This is a genomic window from Vagococcus elongatus (genome assembly GCF_003987645.1).
In the GTDB taxonomy this organism is placed as follows: Bacteria; Bacillota; Bacilli; order Lactobacillales; family Vagococcaceae; genus Vagococcus_A; species Vagococcus_A elongatus.
On sequence record NZ_NGKA01000011.1, the window covers coordinates 1 to 19178 of the forward strand.

Here is a 19178-nt window from a genome sequence, read left to right on the forward strand (position 1 = left end):
GAGTTCGTTTGGTGTAAGATGGGTGTAGGTCATTTGTACTCACTCCTTATAATTCTTTGGATGGAACTATCTTGAGTGTAGCACAGATGACTTTTTTTATTTGTCTAGCTTAATTTTACTATCGGCGACTAATAACTGTGGATTGAGTATTACAAACATTAAATAAGGCAAAAGTACGTTATCATATTCCAAATAGAATGATTTTCCATACCGATTTAGAAAGTTAATATACAGCTGTTGAAGTAGAGTAATGGATTGAAGCAAATAAAATAAGGTATTCCTATATCCGTAAAGGAGCAACTTATGAAAATGCCGGCATTGAACCTTTTCATGTTTCTTTAAAGAAAAAAGAAATATACACGACCGCTTGCTCAGATTTTGAACAAGCGAATCAAGCCTTATTTAAATATGTTGAAGTGTTTTATAATCTCCACAGGAGTTTGAAGTTTTGGAAAAGGCTAAAACGGATTGAATGCCTCCACTAAAATATATCCAAAATGTTGACCTATATCCATAGTTCTCTTAGAGTATTACAGTTGTTTAAACTTACCGTAGATCACTGTCAGATTCTAATCTATATAACTACTAAGCCATCTTTCACACAATTCAAACCATTTGGCTACATGACTATTATAATGGCTTTTTTTTCTAGCTGTTGTTCTATCTCCCAATGCTAATCCGTGTTCCCCTTTTTCGAAGATATGCATCTCAAACGGAATCCCGTTTTCTCTAAGTTTTAATCCTAACAATAATGATTGTTCTACATCAACAACTACATCTTCGTAAGTGTGCCAAATAAACATTGGCGGTGTTTCAGAGTTAACATTATTTATCTGATTAAAACTATCTAAATCCTGTTTTTCTGGAAATAAAGTTCCAAAAAAGCGCTCATTTCCAGTTTTAGGTTTATCAACATAATTGGCTGCAAAACCTAAATCATTTTTTTCGAATGCACTCTCTAAATGAACTAATGGATAGCCTAATATTGCTAAATTAATCTTTAATAGATTTTTTGTTGTTGCTAACTCATTACTTAATTTTTCTTTATTCCAATTATTTGCCATTTGCAGAGCTAAGTGACCGCCAGCTGAGAATCCACAGATAATAACGTTCTCTGTATCAATCAGCCACTCGTTAGCATGCTCTCTAACGTACTTCACCGTATAAGCAGCTTCATTTAAGGCATGTTTTGGAATATTATCTTTTTCATCATTTGTCGTATACCATAAAATGATACTATTCAATCCAATACTATTAAACTTAAGAGCAATTACCTCTGCTTCCCTGTCACTCGTAAAAGCATAGCCTCCCCCTGGACAAATAATCACTATAGGACGCCTTTTTCCAATATTGTATTCTTTTGAATTATGAAGTAAATATGTATCAAAGCAACCAGTATCATTAATTTTTATACGCTTATTTTTCACAATTCAGCCTCCCAAAGACTCCTACAACATACTCATGTAGTAGAAGTCAACGAATTTATTGCTTCATCACTAACAGTACATCCTCTTCACATGAATGCATCTTAAAAACTGAACCTCCTGCATTTATAACAAACTTAGGAGTTATAAAATTATTTGTTTTAAGATCCACCATCTTAACCTTGTACGATGAAAAATCTTTGCTAATCTTAACAGTAGTATTACATGGAATATACATTAAATAACAATTATTTTCTTTGTCTACAGCAAATCGTATTTGTTCATCTGCCTCGTATAATAGTTCATTACATGGTACTAAATTCCCAACTTTAAAAAGTTCAAGTAAATTTAATAAAAACCCATAATCCCAAGAACCTGGCAACTTCAACGCATCTTGCCATAATAGTGGCAAGTCAAATGCTTCTCCAGCAGATGAAGAATAGTTACCATCTAATCCCTGCCAGCTCCAAATCCCGTGAGCTCCGTAGCTAATTCCTGCGCACGCACCCGAAAGAACACTTTGCCAAGCAGCTTTTCTGACATCAAATTGTAAAAAACGTCCATAAACATTTCGACTATATCCCATTTGTTCATAACACGGTTCGGAATTAATAATTGGCTTTTTAGGATTCTTATCATAAAATACCTTAGCTAAATGATATGGCATATTTAGGAATGTACTGTTATGTCCTGATTGATACAAATAGATATCAATTTTCTCTACTAAACTTGCAGGAATTTCCTCATATCTTCCACGTATATGCAATGTTTTTAAACACTCAGGAGATTCATTTTTGAAATACTCCAAAGCATAATCATATGTCTGAACAGTTTTGTCATTTGGAAAATCTGTATCCCCACTAATAAAGTAAATTGGACTAAATTGATTAAATGTATCGCTTACTATCTCAAAATATTTCGTTAATGATTCTGGAGGAATAATATTTTTTTCTTCATCTAATTTACTAGCCCATGTTCCATAAACATAATTAGACCAAAGGACAACTAAAGCAAGAGAAAAACCGTTATCAGTTGCTATTTCACACATTTTTTCAGCACGCTCAAAATAGGCTTGATTTATTCTTTCAAAATTAAAGGCTCCCTTTTCATCAATAGAAAAAGGTAGTAGATCAAATTTACCTAGACTTCTATCCCACTGCGGTAAAATATTGATTTGTAACGTATTAAAACCTTGTTCTTTTCTTTTTTCTAGGTAATAATGCCATTCTTTCTCTTCAATGCTTGTAAAGGCACTCCAACAAGTATCTGCCAGATAGAAAAATCGATTACCATTCTTACTTAGTGTCCGACCATCAGCATTCACTGAAATTGTCAATTTCTTTTCCTCCTCATTTTAAACAAAACTAGACAAGTTAAATAGTCTATTAAACTTGTCTAGCACTAAATCAATTTATAGCAATCCAATTAAACTTAAAGCAGCACCAACAACAATAATCCCAAGCATAATTTTACTTGCACTAACTTTCTTACGAACAAAGAAAAAGCAAATCATTGTAGCTGATAGAGGTAGAATCCCCTTCAAAACTTGATCTAGAATATCTTGAAGATTATATTCCATACCACTGAGATTGAATTTTAATCCGGTTTGAAGTCCAATAGTAGTGTAGATCATTGCTCCTACCATGGTAATACCTAATATACCTGCAGCTTTTGTTAAAGTAGAAATAATCCCTTTTTCATAAGCTTCTTTAATATATTTTTCTCCAAGCCCATACCCTAAAAAAGTCCCATAATAACGTGCAGCAATAGCAGGGATATTATATAAAAGCAAGAATAGCAATGGCCCTAAGATTGAACCTTGTTCAGCCAGACCAATACCAATACCAGCTGCAATTACCCGAAATGTTCCCCAGAAAAATGAGTCTCCAATACCTGATAATGGTCCCATCAAACTTGCTTTAATCGCATTGATTGAGTAAGAATCAAATTTTCCAGTAGCACTATTTTCCTTTTCCATACTCGCAATAATTCCCATTGGGAAAGTAGAAATTGCAGAAGTAATGTTATAATATTCTGCATTTCTTTGCATAGCCTTGATTCGCTCATCTTCTTTTATGTAATACTTATTGATAAAAGGCATAATAGCGTACAGGAAGCCAATGCCACTTGCCCTCATTGGATTGTATGAACCATAAATTAAAAATGATCTCCAGAACACTTTATTTAAAAGCTTTTTCTCTTCTTTGCTAATCTGTTTATTATTCATCGAAAAATTCCTCCTCCACTGATAAGTCGGTATTCACAGCTGTTCTTGATTCCAAATCTTTCTTCAAATCCAAATCTTTAAAAGCAGTGTAAATAGCAAATACTGCCGCAATAAGTGCAATTGCTATTACCGGCATTTCTAAATAAGCTGCAAGTACAAATCCAAGTAATAAGAATACTGCAATTTTCTTTTCCCATAACATATTAAGCAAGATGGCTAATCCTAAGGCTGGTAATATTTGAGAAACAACTGTTAAGGCGTCCATTACATTTTGAGGAATAGCATCAACAATTGACTGAACTGCACTACTTCCTAAAGAAATACCTAAAAATCCGATTACAAAATATGTCAGAGAATACGATAGAGCAACTCCAATTTGAAACAATGAAACTTTTTTATCTTGACCTTTTTCGATAAATCCATCAACCATTGGCATCAATGATGAGCTAATGACAAACAATAAATTTCTGATAAATACAGATAAAATACCAATAGGTACTGCTAAAGCTAAAGCAATTTCACTACCAGAATTTGACAGAATTGCAAAAGCAGTACCGAAAATTGCACCAACCATCGAATCAGATGGCAAGGTACCACCAATACCAGTTACACCAAGAAATACTAATTCTAATGATGCCCCCATTTTGATTCCTGTCTCGAGATCACCAAGCACTAAACCTACGAGCATTGACATGACTAACGGTCTTTTGATCATTGGATCCCCCATTCCATTGTCGGAGAACATACCGATAAACATGATCAATCCTACTAAAAATGCTTCTTTCATTTTTTCTTCCTCCCTACTTAATCATTGATTTCAAATCAAATTCTTTTTCACTTGGTACAGTTTGATATTTAGTTGGTACATTAGTACCAATAATTTCCTTAATTGTTTCAAGTTCAGCATCTGTAACATATAAGTTTGCTTCCAACTTAATCTTGTCAGATGAATCCCCTTCGCTCATTCTTCCATAGTTTCCAAAATTGATCTTAGGAATATCTTTCACGTTATTAATTAGTGTAAGTGCATTTTCCGGATTACGTACAACAACAAAAATAGATAACTTAGCTGCTCTAGGATCGTTGAGTAGTGAGACAGCCTTCTCCACCGGAACAACACTCAATTTTGTACCTTCTGGAACCGCCATATTCATTGCGATCTTTTGTGTTTCATTTTCACTTGCTTCGTCATCTGCTACAATTATTCGATTCACGCCGAGAAATTTTGTCCAAGAGACTGCTACTTGGCCATGAACTAAACGCTCGTCTACTCGAACTAGCTTAATCAAAAAAATCATCTCCTTCAGTATTTTTTTCAAATATATCTTTGCCGAAAAAAACAATTGATTGGGTTGCTAATTCAATACATTCAGCAATCTCTTTCTCATTAATTTTCGGTTTAAGAACTAGATTTAACAAAAGTGCAACATTCATACCTGATAAAAGATAGACTTTTTCAGAATTAACTAAATCCAGTAAAGCATTATTTACACTACCGCCTGGAATATCTGTGACAATCACAAATATATCTCCATCAGATGAATTTTTGATTTTTTCTCTGATTGCTTCTGATATCTCAATAACATTTACATTTTCTTTTAAACCATAAGCAGAAATTGGTTCGTCGATACCGGTCAGCATTTTGATAGTTTCCTTCATTCCATGAGCTAACTCACTATGAGAAGCTAAAATAAAATGAATCATTCACATCCGCCCTCCATTAAATATCTATATTTAAAAAACAATTGACTAACTTTTCCCATTTTTCATATTTTTGAATAATTTCTTGGTTTTCAGTTGATGGATTAACGACTTGGTAATACCAGTCGATTGTTTCTTTTGTTTCGCCAGAAATGATTAATGCTCCCATTGCTGATAATTCTTCAATGTCGTTTACAAAGATACACTTGTTTAAAAGTGTTGCCATCTCTTCCATTAACTTCAGATTCTTTGTAACACCCCCGTCTACTTTGACTTTAGCAATAGCGATTCCTGATACTTCTTCCATCACATTCAAAACGGCTTTTACTTGAAACACAATGCTTTCTAATATGGAACAAAGCAAATCATATTTTGTCGTTGTTCTTCTAACCCCAATAAAACCTCCTGGAACTTCATTGTCCCAATAGGGTGACCCTAAGCCTTGTAAAGCAGGAATAAAATAAACTTCTTCTTCACTCTTATTCTCAAGGACCTGATTACAAACAGACTCGCGGTTTTCAAAATGAGTGATATTTTCATTCAACCAATTTATTGAATCCCCACAAGAACGAATAATTCCTTCCAGTGCATAATAGTTTTGTTTATTATCCCTTCTTGCAACAGTAGTCAAAATCCTAGAATCTCTGAAATGATTGTCTTGCTCTAATTGCATCATAATTGAGCACCCGGTTCCCATTGTGACCTTTACATCACCTGTTTTGGTACAATTTTGACCAAAAAGTGCAGCTTGAGAATCAGCCATTATCCCGCGTATCGGAATATTCTCGTAAAACCCAAATGTTTCTGAAGAGTTTTTAATTTCAGGTAAATCAGTTCTGTTTATTCCAAATAGCGTCATCAATTCTTCATCCCAACAATTAGTACTGATATTGTATAATAGTGTTCTGCAGGCATTACTGGGCTCAGTTGCAAAAACTTGGCCCTTGGTAAGATTCCATACAATCCAACTATCAATCGTGCCGACCGCCAATCTTTTTTGTTGAGATTTTTCTTTTATTTCTGGAATTTCATTATAGAGCCACTTGATTTTTGTTCCAGAAAAGTAAGGATCGATCCTCAAACCAGTTTTATCATTTATTTGTTTCTCAAAACCGTCTTTGATAAGGGTTTCACAGATTTCCCGACTGCGATTACACTGCCAAACGATTGCATTGTAAACAGGTTCGCCCGTTTTTTTATCCCAAGCAACGATTGTTTCCCGTTGGTTAGTAATAGAGATTGATTTGATTTCATTAGGTGCTAATCGATTATCTGCAAGCATCTCTTCAAAAAGAGAATAAATATTTTCCATTATTTCAGTTGGATCGTGTTCAACCCAACCAACCTGTGGGAAAATCTGGCGATGTTTCTTATCGTATCGCTTAACTATTTTCCCTTTTAAAACTAGTAACAGCTTTGAACCAGAAGTACTTTGATCTATAACAATTCTATAAGTTCCTTTATCCTTCATGATCATTCCACCATCTTTTTACCTAACTCCGCTAAAGAGGCACCATCCATTCCATAGTGTTTGAATAATTCAATCGTAGTCCCCGTAACAAGTGCCTCATCAGGAAGCCCGACAATTTTATGAACGATTCCCTTTTCTTCAGACAAAGACTCAGCTACAGCAGCTCCTAAACCTCCGTAAATGCTATGCTCCTCAACAGAAATCACTCTTCCTGTTTCTCTAGCTGCTTTTTTTACAGCCAGTTCATCAAAAGGTTTCAAAGAATGGAGATTTAAGACCTTTGCGGAAATCCCCTTCTTCTTCAGTAGCAATGATGCATCCATTGCTTGACGAACAGTTTCTCCAGCAGCAATAAAAACTAAATCTGTTCCATCAGTCATCGTAATCGCTTTTCCGATTTCAAATTCATAACTATCATCTGGATAGCAATCCTCAACAGGATTTCTTCCCAATCGAATATACGCCGGGATATTTGTAGTAGCTAATACTTTAAACATTTTTTTCGTTTCATGTCTATCAGCCGGAACTAAAACTTGTAAATTAGGAATGGCTCTTGTCACAGCAAAATCTTGCAACGAATGATGAGTCATGCCCAAAGCACCATAACTGATTCCACCACTAATGCCGACAAGCTTTACATTCTTGTTGGAGTACGCTACGTCAACCTTGATTTGTTCAATACTGCGCATACTTAGGAAACACGCTGGCGAAGCTGCAAAAGGTCTTTTCCCCATGTGAGCCATCCCTGCAGAAATACTGACTAAATTTTGTTCTGCAATACCAACTTCAATGAGTTGAGCGGGAAGTTGATCAGCAAATTTAGCTAATGATGCCGAACCTCTTGAATCGCTTGTCAAAACGATTACATCAGAATTCTCTTTAGCTTCTTCTATCAATACCTCGCACATTGCCTGACGATTTGCAATCGTATTTTTTTTAGACATTTTTTAGTTCCTCCAATTGTTGATTTAACTCACTTAAGGCAGTCATCATCTCATCTTCAGTAGGCACTTTATGATGCCAGTTTGCTTTATTTTCAATAAATGATATGCCCTTTCCTTTTATTGTATGAGCAATAATCATTTTTGGAATCCCAGTTTTGTTTGGTTTTCTTAGCGTATCAACCAAAATTTCCATATTATTTCCATCTATCTCTTGAACTTCCCATCCAAAAGCAATCCACTTGTCTTTAAGAGATTCCATCTTCATAACATCTTCAGATGCTCCAGTAATTTGAAGCCCGTTACGATCTATGATGGCTGTCAAATTGTCTAAGCCAAAATTAGCCGCTGCCATGGCACCTTCCCAAATCGAGCCTTCAGCAAGTTCCCCATCTCCCATAAGGGTGTAGATGTGAAAATTATCCCCATTCATTTTACCTGCCAAAGCTATTCCAACAGATACAGAGAGGCCATGACCTAAAGAGCCTGTATTCATTTCAACGCCGGCTACCTTATTGTTTGGGTGCCCAATCAATCTTGAGCCATACTGTGAAAATTTTTTTAGTTCTGCCTTCTCAAAAAAACCCTTATTCGCTAAGACGGTCCATAATACTTCAGCGGCATGACCCTTACTCTGAATATATTGGTCACGATTTATCATTTCCGGATTTTTAGGATCAATATTCATCACTTCATAATATAGAGCCACTAAGATATCTGTGCATGACAAATCTGAACCAGTGTGTCCAGTTTTGGCATTATAAATCATCTCTAGTGTTTCTTTACGAATTTCTATCGCTTTTTTCTTTAATTCATTTATTTCCATCATTACTCCCCCCTAAAATATGCTTTTACGTCTTCTTCAATTGGATCATAAAAATCTGGAGTAATCCCAAGGTATTTACATGATTCGTATAAAATTGGTACGACATTTTTTCGAACTGCGGCAACATGATGAATGTATGGACCGTAAACTAATTTAAATTCTAAACGATTTAAATTTTCAAACTCCAGATAAAGATAAGTCCCTTGATTATAAGGACCATCTATTCCTTTACCTGTACCCATCAATAATGAATACTCGCCATTATCTCCATCAAAACGACACAAGGTGTACTCATCCTTAATTGCTCTGAAAGCTACTGAACCAGGATAATCAAACACAAAATGTCTTGGTGGTAAAATAGGTTTTGTTTCTGCTGTTGAATACGCGAATACTCCCAAATGTTGAAGCAGCTCACCATTTTCATTTTCAGGATGGCGACAATTAACATCTGCAAAAATCGCACGGTGTTCCCCTAATGATGCGGCTTCAATTAATAATTCGGAAATCGCCCCATGGACATCCGTTTCACATACAAATGGAATCCCTTCTTCTTGAAGTAATGAAAGTGATGCATAAGGTAGAATGCCGATTCGATCTTGCAGTGCTGTCCAGCATTGAATGACACCAGAATTACATCCATATTTCTGACATAATGATTGAAGGGCTACTTTTAATGCCGCAACCATTTCCAGTTCACCCTTTGAAATTTGGACATCCGTATTATCTTTGAAATAATCAATTGCTTTTTGGACACTCTTATAATCACTTTTCTTGATTTTTTCAATTTCTTGTACTACTTCATCAATTGGAACTGGCGAAAGAGAGATATTAAATTTTTCTAGTAATTCACCTTCGTTGCACATTACTGACCAAAAATCAAACGGCCTTGGGCCAACTTGAAGTATTCGTGTTTCTCTAAAAGTCTTAACAACATTACAGATGCGAATGAAATCATTGATTCCACGTTCAAACTCAGGTGTGTCGATATCACAATTTTTTAAATAAGTAAAAGGAACTTGGAATCGGCGGAGCACTTTCCCAATTGCAAATAAACCACATTGAGTATCCCTTAATCGTGAACCATCTTTAGCAGGTGGTTCATCTTTAGGCCCCCAAAGCAATACTGGCACATTCATTTTTTTTGCTAGTCGCGCACAAGCATACTCTGTTCCAAAATTTTCATTTGCTAAAAATAATCCATCGATCTTAGCTTGGCTGAATTTTTCAGCAATTTTTTCTACACCTTCATCATCAAAAAGCAACCCATCGGCATTGATATCTAAAATATCGACATAATCAATTTCCAGTTCATCCAGTTTTTGTCTCGTGAGATTTGCATATTCTATTGCCGCTTCTGCGCTAAACAAATTTCTTCTAGTTGGTACAAATCCAATTTTAATTTTATCCATTTAAATATATCCTCCATTATTTTAAACGCTTTCTTTATCTTAGAGTATCACTACAGATAAACCAAAACAATACAAAACATTAAAATATAATTTTATTTCTTTGTTAGTTTACTAAACTAAGAGAATATAAGCGTTTTCAAAAAAGAATCCCTAAGATTTATACGATTTAATTATTTAAAAATGAAAAAAAGAAGGCTAAACCTACCAAATATGTTTTGATTAGTTTATAATGAAAAGAAGAACTTTGAGGAGACTAATTATATGAAATTAGAAGATATTGCTCATCTAGCAAATGTTTCAAAATCAGCAGCTTCGTTAGCTTTAAATGGAAAGCCAGGAGTTAGTGAGAAAACGAGAGCGCGTGTTTTAAAAATTGCAAAAGAAAACAACTATGTGCCTCTAAGAAAACACATGAAAATTGATGAGACAAAATTGAAAATCAGATTTGTAGCTTGTACAAACGAAAATGTAATTACTGATGATTATGATCAACTTCCTTTCTTTAAAGAATTACTTTCATACATTACCACAGAAGTAGGGAATAACCATCATATACTTACAAGTAATAATCTTTCTAAAAATAATTTGTTCAACGAGCTAGTTTCACTGGAAAATGCGAACCCTAGCGACGGAATTTTACTCTTGGGGACAAACCTGACCTCAACACACATAGCACCAGTAAATAAATATTTCAAAAATCTGGTTGTTTTAGATACTCAATGTAGTAATTTAGATTGTAATACAGTAACAATGAATAGTTACCAAGGTGGGCTTTATGCTACAAAGTTTTTATTGGACATGGGACATGAGAATATAGGTTATATAAAAGGACTTCCTAGAATAAATAATTTTTATGATCGAAGAAGAGGTTTCAAAGATGCTTTGAAATTTAATCATTTGAGCCCAAATAAGCTACCTAAATTCTATTTACCAGCAATGGATATTAAAGTTATTTCAAAAAATAGGGAACAGTTCTCTTTGTTTGTTGAAGGATTAACAGCAATATTTTGTGAGAATGATTACATCGCTATAAGCGCAATAAAAACTTTGAAAAACCTAGGCTATCGTATTCCTGAAGATATCTCGGTTATTGGCTTTGATGATATTTTCGAATGTAGAGTTATGAGTCCTGAACTTTCCACAATTCATGTTCCCATCAAGGAAATTGCTAAAGAGGCAATTTCTATGATTGAAAACAATACCTCTGGTTTAAAATCAAAAAAACAAATATTTTTAAATACTAGACTAGTTTGTCGAGACTCTGTTAAAAGCTTACTTTCCAAATAGTTTTGATAGTTCTATTACAAATTAAAGTTTACGAGATCTCAGAGTCAGCCCTCTTAAGCAGTTTTTGATCAGGTAGCTCGAAGATTTCCCTAATTGTAGTGCGGCTATCTTCATCTTTTCTCTCAAACTGCTTTCTTCATAGTCGATATTCATCTACAGGTACTTGTCAAATTTTTCTGTCTCCTTAATTCGCCAATTCTAAAACTAAGTTAGACAACTAAAAATAGTTTCGACGAAAGGTTTATAAAATAACGAGTGCATACGAATAACCTACAGTCATCTTACAACAGCGGAACTCCCAATGATGGAACATTCGAAATATCTAAATAAACTATCTTTTGTTACAAATAATTTTTAGTTTAGCTCCTATAATATGATTACGGAATTTTTAATGTTCCTGTTTTACCAATTTAAGAACTACAAATAGAATTAGTCCAAAACATTTTCATATATACCAATAGAAAGCACGAAAAAGTACCTATCCATCCGTTTCATCGATGGATAGGTAGTTCATTTAGTCGTATTTTTTATGACAGAAAGTTCTGAGCCCATGCATTCATTTATTCAGACATAAGCTTAACTCAATCTAATCAACTTTAAATTTCAAAATAGCCATCATCAGTTTAATCTCCAGTCTGCTTTTCATTTCCTCATCAAATTGCATGTTTCTGATTATTCCTTCATCGGCAATAACAGATTTCTGACATAAATAAATCATATAACTTTCATAATAGTGAATAATTGTTTGGATTGCCTCCACGTCTTGTTTGATGGCTAACATGATTGTGGCATAAGGTATGAGTTTCTGCTTATATTGTCGCATGAGCTATCCCCTCCAAATAGTCCTTGATCTGTTTCAAACCTTTCTGGCGATAGTAATAAACAGTGCCACGGGAGACATTCAAATGGTCTGCTATCTCTGTATCGTTCATATCCAAGTAGAAAGACATTAATATCACTTTTTTTATTGTGTCAGGTAAAGAGTCAATAGCCAGCGCAAGTGTAACATCCCTAATCGTAACCAGAATATCCGCTGCCATCATAGTGGCCGCATCCAGCAAATAATCATCATATATAGATAATTCATCTAACACTTGTTCTGGAATTCCAGACAATAGAACCTGTTTGTCATCATGTCTTTTTTCTTCGCGATAAATACCTCTGACTTTATTCCGTAATACGGCCTTACAATAGGCATCAAACTGTTCTTCAATGATTTCTTCTTTGCTTTTCCCCATTCTTCTCAACTCCATCCCTTATGACAAAGAAGTATTTCCCCTTTCATTACCAACACGTTGGAGAAGGCGTTTTTGCCGAGAAATATATGAAAAAATAAAAAAAACACACAAATTACAAAAATTTGCGTGTTATTTTATCAATTAATATTAATATAAATCATGTTTTTTTATTTAAAACCATTTATTCAAAGACATTTTTGTATAAATGCTAACTAATCAATGTATAAGGGTAAATAAAACAATTTAACACCATCTATTAAATTGTTTTCTCTACCCTTATACAGCTCCTATTTGTTATAGTTAAATGCTATTGAAAAGGTTTTTTTTGATTTTTTTAACCTACTATTTCACAAAAATAGTTTGACAACGCTTTCTATTGATTATACAATGTGGGCGTTAGGATAATTTAGAAAAATGAATATGTTCTTTGGCACTGCACAGGAAGGTTGGCGCCTTCCTGTGAAGCCTTGACTAATCAGGGATAAGCTGACTAATCAAGTTGCCAATAGGCTAGCGCAAGACGCTAACATGTTTATTATAATCAATTCAAAGGATAATTTCTAGTCCTTTTTTGCCTGAAGCAGCATTTCAGACAAAATATAGTTTAGAATAGATTATTTTAAAATACATGGTTATGTGTCAAGCAGGAAATATATTTCCCATAGACTATGGTAAGCGGTATTAGACAACTTGTCTAATACCGCTTTTTTGTGTGCTATGAATATTTCAACTTTTCCTGCGACAAGAAAACTGACGAGTTTTTGTCAGCTGATTTTATCAAATAGGCTATAGACTATTTGATTATTAATTACTGACACTATTCTGCGGAAAAAGCCTCTAGATTATCCTGACAGATAACTTATCAATGAAAAAACAAGAATAGGAGACTGATGCGCCCTATGTTAAACCTCACTATGAGTTCTGCACTAGCGATTGTGGTCGTAACGATGTTCATTGGAGATATCATTTCGACGTTGTCTAAAGGTCGTATTCCCCAAATGCTCGTTGTTGCAGTAATTTTTCTAATAGGTTATTGGACAATATTTCCTAAAGATATTTTGGACATAGCCGGTATTACGACACTGGCTAATATTATGATGTCCTTCATTCTGATTCATGTAGGAACAATGTTCAATATCAAAGATATTTTAAACGAATGGAAAGTAGTCGTCACCACTCTAGCTGCTGTTGCAGGTATTGTGCTCGTAATTCTTATTTTTGGGACGTTGCTTTTCGGAAAAGAAACTGCTTTTACTGCTGCTGCTCCTATGACAGGTGGTGGCATGGCTGCCCTAATTATGAAAGACGCAGCAACTGCTGCCGGTTTACCTGAATTAGGTATGTTAGCTATGATGATTTTTATTATGCACGGTTTCTTCGGCTTCCCTCTGACAGCGACCTTTCTTGGAAAAGAAAGTCAACGATTGTTAAATGTGTTTCGTCAAAATAATCATGAGCAATCTGAAACACCTGCTCAAAAAACAGACAATACTGTAGAAAATATAGACGAAAACAATAATAACTATCGCCCTTTTTATGAAATGGTCCCTGAACGTTTTCAAACACCCACTTATTACTTGGCATTGTTGGCTATTCTTGGATTTGTATGTTCTAAGATTACGGAAATAACAGGGATAAACAATGCCATCGTTCAAGTTTTCGTAGGAATTATCTTAAGTTACGTTGGACTGCTCGAACCTAAGTTAATGGATAAAACTGCTTCTAGCGGTATCCTCAATTTGGCTTTGTTTGCAAGTTTTATGAGTTCTTTTGCTATGGCAACTTGGGATGTATTAATTGCACTTCTAATAAAAATCGTTGTCTTAATGGTTTTAGCTTTAATAGCCATTTTTATATCAACGTATTTTTTGGGAAAATTGTTTGGCTATTCGCCACAAATGACTTTTGTTATCGGTCTCAATTGTTTTTTAGGCTTTCCTTTTAACTTCGCTTTAACAACGGAAGCTATCAAAGGAGCGACAGATGATCCAGCAGAAATCAACTACTTAACTGCTTATCTCATGCCAAAAATGATTATTGCCGGTATCGTATCTGTCTCCCTCGTTTCTGCAATCCTTGCAGGAGTGTTTGCAAGTATTGCCTTTACCTAAATGATGAAAGGAAACAATAATAAATGACTTATGATTTTAAAACCACCATTAATCGTCTGTCCCAAGGCTCTGCCAAATGGCAACAGATGATAGAGTTAAATCCTGAAATCCAAGAAGAGGTTGTCCCATATTCTGTAGCAGACGTAGACCTGCCCCACCCTCCGGAACTAATTAATGGCTTGCAAGAATATATACAGGAAATGATCTTTGGCTATACAGGACTAACAAATACTTACCTCGAAACTGTCGTTAACTGGTTTGAACGTCATCATCAATGGAAAATAAGTCCAGAAGATATCGTTCCTTCACCGGGAGTGGTGAGTGCTCTATTTAATGCAGTCAAAGCTTATACAAGAATTGGCGACTCTGTTCTGATTATATCGCCTGTCTACTACCCTTTTCGCAACGCCATTCTAAAGTCTGGGCGTCAAGTTTTAAGCAGTTCCCTTCTTGAAATAGAAGGAGAGTACACCATCGACTTCACTGATTTAGAAACTAAAGCTAGTCAGCCAGATGTTGGTTTGCTGCTGTTTTGCAGTCCACACAATCCTGTAGGTAGAGTATGGAAAAAAGAAGAACTGGAAAAAGTCGACGAGATTTGCCGAAAACACAATGTCATTTTGATTTCTGACGAAATTCATTTTGATCTGATTTTGCCCGGACATCAACATACTGTATTCAGCACATTATCTCCTGAAACAAGTAAAAATACGGTTGTCTTCACTGCTCCTAGCAAAACATTTAATCTTGCAGGCCTACAAACTGCAAATGTGATAATCACAAATCCTCAATTGCGACAAGCATTTATCGACCAGCAAAGTCGTGATGGATTTCATATGCTGAATTGTATCGGTCCGAAAGCCTGTGAAATCATGTACCAGCACGGTGACCCATGGTTGAAAGAATTTCTCGCACTGAGTGAACACAATCGTCAGCTTTTTACCGAATATATCACAGAACATTTGCCTATGATTAAACTAACGCCTTTAGAGGGAACTTATCTTCAATGGTTTGATTGCAGAGCACTGCAAATGTCAGATGAAGACCTAGATAGCTTTCTGATTAAAGATTGCCAGTTGATACTGGATGCTGGACATATTTTCGGACCTGAAGGCTCTGGGTATCAAAGGATAAATCTTGCTTGTTCTACTGAAAAATTACAGGCTGGATTGCAACGCCTAAAAACAGCCGTCAGTCAGCATTCATCAAACTAAAAACAGGAGGAAAATTAATATGATTAGTAATCAAATTCTACTGGAAAAAATAAATGAATTAGCTCCTTATATGAAAGAAACTCGAGTCTATCTGCATCAACACCCTGAGCTATCCTCACAAGAATATGAAACGGCAGAGTTTTTAAAAAAAGAAATTCAAAAGTTAGGATTGCCAATCATTCCAGTCAAAGGAACAGGTTTCTTTGCGATTCTTGACACTGGAAAGCCAGGAAAAACTGTTGCATTACGTACTGACATCGACGCACTACCAATTCAGGAAAATCCAAACAATCTAAAAGGTCCAAGAAAATGGATTTCCAAAAATGATGGCGTGGCTCACATGTGTGGACATGACGGACACATGGCTGTTTTACTAGCAGCTATGAAACTCTTAGTGGATATCAAAGATGATCTACAAGGTAGAGTTCTTTTCCTGTTTGAAGAAGGGGAGGAAATAGGTTCAGGTATTGAGGCTATGCTGGATGGTATCAAGGATCAATCTATTGATGCAATCTATGGCACTCATTTGACTTCTTTCATGCCTACTGGGCAAATTTGTTTAGATAGTGGTCCAAGAATGGCTGGAGCTATCGTCATTGATTTCGAAGTTATCGGACGTTCCGGTCATGGTTCACGCCCTGATTTATCTATCAATCCAATTTTTGCGGCTTCTGCCGTCCTAAACGGATTGACAAGTGCTTGGGCGAATCAGCTAGATGTCAGCAAAACTGTAACTCTAGGACTCACTCAATTTCATGCAGGGGCGGTCAATAATGTTATTCCTGAAAAAGCTCGCATTGGTGGAAGTCTCCGGTATTTTGATTTGAATGAAGGTAAAAAAGCATTTGATGTTTTCAAATATTTGACGGAAAAAACTGCTTCCGCTCACCTTTGCTCAGTTGAATTTTCAAACGAAATGAGAATTGCCACAATACCTGTGTACAATGATGATAAGCTATCTTTGCTCGCTCGTGAAGGAGTCAAAGAACTCTACCCAGAGCAACTGGTAACCGATATTCAATGGTATGCTTCCGAATCATTTTCACATTATGACAAAATAGCTCCTAGCGTCTTTGCTTTCGTTGGCATAGGTAATAAAGAATTAGGTAGCGGTGCCGAACATCATAATGACCGTTTTGACATGGATGACGATGCTATGCCATACAGCCTTGGCGCTACAGTAAAATTTGCTGTTAACTTTTTAACTGAAAATGCTGATGAATAATCATTGTCTCAGTTGTAAAATCAAGTTAACCACCCTAAAATAAATAAAAGGCACCATGGTAAAAATTTCATATATCGTTGAAGTATCCATCCAACAATGAAAGAAATTTTTATCATGGTGCAAACTAAGAATAACGTACAAATATCAAGCTATAAACATCTTCCCTTTGAGGAAAACCAACTAATTGAATGTCGGCACAATAATAGTGTCTCTAATAAAGAGTTTGCCATACCATGTGGTCTTAACTCACATAATTTTTCCGAAAGAGGTTCTCTACTCATTTTATCTTTCCAATTCTATACTAGCAGCAGATGTTTTATTAATTGTTTTCCAATCGCTTATGCGAAAAATTCATCTAATAATTTTTTGTGATTTGATGCCGCTGAGACTCACCTCTAATATAATTTACTATATTCCAGATTGTTTAATTTTAACTACACAATCTCGACAGGTAGCAACTCCTCACAGATATTTATTTCCCTAAGAGTTTCATAAATTCACTCAGTTCATTTTTAGCTTCATCTGTCGTGCCTTCCAAATCACTCAACATCTCAAATAATTTATCTGTTGATTTTTCAATATCTGCCTTAACTTTAGTTAATTCCTTGGCTACTTCTGAAAGTAAAATCTCTTCCTCTTCTTCAAAAGTATCGACATAACGAGGAATATTTAAGTTGTAGTCATTTTCTTTGATTTCCTCCAGTGATGCCACATGAGCATATTTTTCAACATCTTCACGTTTTTGATATGTATCAATAATCTTATCAATATTGTCAGGTGATAGTTTATTCTGGTTTTTCCCTTTGATAAAGCCACTTGAAGCATCAATAAACAAGACGTCCTTATTCTTACGTATTTCGCGGCCTTTGAATACAAGCACACAAGTAGGGATTGACGTGCCGTAGAAAAGATTTGCTGGTAGACCAATCACTGTGTCTAACAAATTATTGTCGATAATATTTTTACGGATTTTACCTTCAGATCCACCCCGAAATAAGACTCCGTGAGGTAAAACTATAGCCATTGTTCCAGTTTTGTCTAAATGATATAAGCCGTGCAATACAAATGCGTAATCAGCTTTTGATGCTGGCGCAACTCCATACCCCTTAAATCGCGTATCTTTTTCACGATCAACATTTTTGATATCCCAATGTTGAGAATATGGTGGATTAGCAACAACCGCATCAAACTGTAACGGAATTTGCGTACCGTTTTTTTCATCAAATGGCCAATCCGCATCAAGTGAGTCTGCACGTCTCAACTGCAAATTACGATAGTTAACACCATGCATCATCATATTCATTCGTGCCAAGTTATAGGTAGTTGTGTTCAATTCTTGACCATAGAACTCGACGCTACCTTCTTCGTCTCCGTAAGGCAATTCTTTTTGAACGGTCAACAGTAATGAGCCTGAACCCATGGCTGGGTCATATACACGAAACTGGTCTTCTGTCTTAGTTGCATCAATGGTTACGATTTTTGCCAAAATTTGACTAACTTCATGAGGCGTATAAAATTCTCCGCCTTTTTTTCCTGCACTGGCAGCGAATTGGCCAATAAGATATTCATAAACATCACCTAAGATATCGTGACCAGAGTCATCTTTAAAGGTGAACTCATTAATCATCAAGACAATATCGTTTAAAGCCTTGGCGCGCTCATTCGTACTTGTCCCAAGCCGTGTATCGCCAATATTGACATCAGAAAACACATTAGCAAAGTCTGCTTCTGCAATCGGGTTACGCTTGGCATTGATATTAAAAGAGTCCAACATATCTTGAAAATCACTCGCTTTAATTTTATGATTTTCAATTTTTTTCACGATACTATCCCACGTAAATTCCGGACTAATCGCATACCCTATCCCTTTGCTGATTTCTTCAAGGTAGTCTTCCAACTCATCGCTGTCCGTTACTTCATAAAACTCTTCAAGTCCGTTTTCTTCTAAATATTCGTCCTGATTTTCTGATAAGTAGCGATAGAACATGAAGGGCAAGATATAATTCTTATATTCACTTGCGTCCATTGTTCCTCGCAATTTATTTGCCATACTCCATAGCTTTGAAGTAATGTCTGTTGCTTTACTCATATATCTCTATCTCCT

General features: G+C 35.5%; 18 protein-coding genes. 5 read left to right on the top strand and 13 right to left on the bottom strand.

The window, feature by feature from the left end; all coding sequences use genetic code 11:
* Nucleotides 1-317 precede the first annotated feature (317 nt).
* Complete coding sequence (locus CBF29_RS14255; protein WP_425469894.1) at nucleotides 318-485, top strand: IS3 family transposase; 168 nt, start codon at nucleotides 318-320, stop codon at nucleotides 483-485.
* Between the two features lie 84 nt (nucleotides 486-569).
* Here CBF29_RS14255 and CBF29_RS08060 read toward each other — a convergent pair whose 3' ends face one another.
* The 10 genes from CBF29_RS08060 to CBF29_RS08105 form a co-directional block, all read right to left on the bottom strand.
* Nucleotides 570-1427 (bottom strand): alpha/beta hydrolase, encoded by an 858-nt coding sequence (locus tag CBF29_RS08060; protein ID WP_126809253.1) that lies wholly within the window; start codon nucleotides 1425-1427, stop codon nucleotides 570-572.
* 55 nt (nucleotides 1428-1482) lie between these two features.
* A complete protein-coding gene (locus CBF29_RS08065; RefSeq protein ID WP_126809254.1) occupies nucleotides 1483-2760 on the bottom strand; it encodes a glycoside hydrolase family 140 protein in 1278 nt (425 codons plus the stop codon).
* A 75-nt stretch (nucleotides 2761-2835) separates the two neighbouring features.
* Nucleotides 2836-3651: a PTS system mannose/fructose/sorbose family transporter subunit IID gene (locus CBF29_RS08070; protein WP_126809255.1), complete on the bottom strand. Its 816-nt coding sequence runs from the start codon at nucleotides 3649-3651 to the stop codon at nucleotides 2836-2838.
* On the bottom strand, nucleotides 3644-4438 hold the full coding sequence (locus CBF29_RS08075; RefSeq protein WP_126809256.1) for a PTS mannose/fructose/sorbose/N-acetylgalactosamine transporter subunit IIC: 795 nt from the start codon (nucleotides 4436-4438) through the stop codon (nucleotides 3644-3646). The genes CBF29_RS08070 and CBF29_RS08075 overlap by 8 nt, the downstream gene beginning before the upstream one ends.
* Before the next feature lie 13 nt (nucleotides 4439-4451).
* Nucleotides 4452-4940 carry a PTS sugar transporter subunit IIB gene (locus tag CBF29_RS08080; RefSeq protein ID WP_170170026.1) on the bottom strand — a complete coding sequence of 163 codons (489 nt, stop codon included), beginning with the start codon at nucleotides 4938-4940 and terminating at the stop codon, nucleotides 4452-4454.
* Entirely contained in the window at nucleotides 4933-5355 is a 423-nt protein-coding gene (locus tag CBF29_RS08085) for a PTS sugar transporter subunit IIA (RefSeq protein ID WP_126809258.1), read from the bottom strand. Before CBF29_RS08085 ends, CBF29_RS08080 begins: the two co-directional genes overlap by 8 nt.
* A gap of 16 nt (nucleotides 5356-5371) precedes the next feature.
* Entirely contained in the window at nucleotides 5372-6823 is a 1452-nt protein-coding gene (locus CBF29_RS08090) for an FGGY-family carbohydrate kinase (RefSeq protein ID WP_126809259.1), read from the bottom strand.
* 2 nt (nucleotides 6824-6825) lie between these two features.
* On the bottom strand, nucleotides 6826-7767 hold the full coding sequence (locus CBF29_RS08095) for a transketolase family protein (protein ID WP_126809260.1): 942 nt from the start codon (nucleotides 7765-7767) through the stop codon (nucleotides 6826-6828).
* Nucleotides 7760-8590 (bottom strand): transketolase, encoded by an 831-nt coding sequence (locus tag CBF29_RS08100; protein ID WP_126809261.1) that lies wholly within the window; start codon nucleotides 8588-8590, stop codon nucleotides 7760-7762. Before CBF29_RS08100 ends, CBF29_RS08095 begins: the two co-directional genes overlap by 8 nt.
* A 2-nt stretch (nucleotides 8591-8592) precedes the next feature.
* Complete coding sequence (locus tag CBF29_RS08105; protein ID WP_126809262.1) at nucleotides 8593-9999, bottom strand: L-fucose/L-arabinose isomerase family protein; 1407 nt, start codon at nucleotides 9997-9999, stop codon at nucleotides 8593-8595.
* A gap of 261 nt (nucleotides 10000-10260) precedes the next feature.
* Between CBF29_RS08105 and CBF29_RS08110 the strand changes: the two genes are divergently transcribed.
* Entirely contained in the window at nucleotides 10261-11286 is a 1026-nt protein-coding gene (locus CBF29_RS08110; RefSeq protein WP_126809263.1) for a LacI family DNA-binding transcriptional regulator, read from the top strand.
* 586 nt (nucleotides 11287-11872) lie between these two features.
* On the opposite strand, the gene CBF29_RS08115 is transcribed toward CBF29_RS08110, so the two are convergent.
* Complete coding sequence (locus tag CBF29_RS08115) at nucleotides 11873-12109, bottom strand: helix-turn-helix domain-containing protein (RefSeq protein WP_126809264.1); 237 nt, start codon at nucleotides 12107-12109, stop codon at nucleotides 11873-11875.
* A complete protein-coding gene (locus tag CBF29_RS08120; protein ID WP_170170027.1) occupies nucleotides 12096-12524 on the bottom strand; it encodes an RNA polymerase sigma factor in 429 nt (142 codons plus the stop codon). The genes CBF29_RS08115 and CBF29_RS08120 overlap by 14 nt, the downstream gene beginning before the upstream one ends.
* An 899-nt stretch (nucleotides 12525-13423) precedes the next feature.
* Between CBF29_RS08120 and CBF29_RS08125 the strand changes: the two genes are divergently transcribed.
* From CBF29_RS08125 to CBF29_RS08135, 3 genes are read left to right on the top strand one after another with little or no spacing between them, the layout of a single operon-like run.
* The gene (locus tag CBF29_RS08125) at nucleotides 13424-14635 is read left to right on the top strand and encodes a hypothetical protein (protein ID WP_170170028.1); all 1212 of its coding nucleotides are present in this window, start codon (nucleotides 13424-13426) and stop codon (nucleotides 14633-14635) included.
* 23 nt (nucleotides 14636-14658) lie between these two features.
* Complete coding sequence (locus CBF29_RS08130) at nucleotides 14659-15849, top strand: MalY/PatB family protein (RefSeq protein ID WP_126809267.1); 1191 nt, start codon at nucleotides 14659-14661, stop codon at nucleotides 15847-15849.
* A 19-nt stretch (nucleotides 15850-15868) separates the two neighbouring features.
* Nucleotides 15869-17074: an amidohydrolase gene (locus CBF29_RS08135; RefSeq protein ID WP_170170029.1), complete on the top strand. Its 1206-nt coding sequence runs from the start codon at nucleotides 15869-15871 to the stop codon at nucleotides 17072-17074.
* Between the two features lie 472 nt (nucleotides 17075-17546).
* Here CBF29_RS08135 and CBF29_RS08140 read toward each other — a convergent pair whose 3' ends face one another.
* The gene (locus CBF29_RS08140) at nucleotides 17547-19163 is read right to left on the bottom strand and encodes a type I restriction-modification system subunit M (RefSeq protein ID WP_126809268.1); all 1617 of its coding nucleotides are present in this window, start codon (nucleotides 19161-19163) and stop codon (nucleotides 17547-17549) included.
* Between the last annotated feature and the right edge of the window lie 15 nt (nucleotides 19164-19178).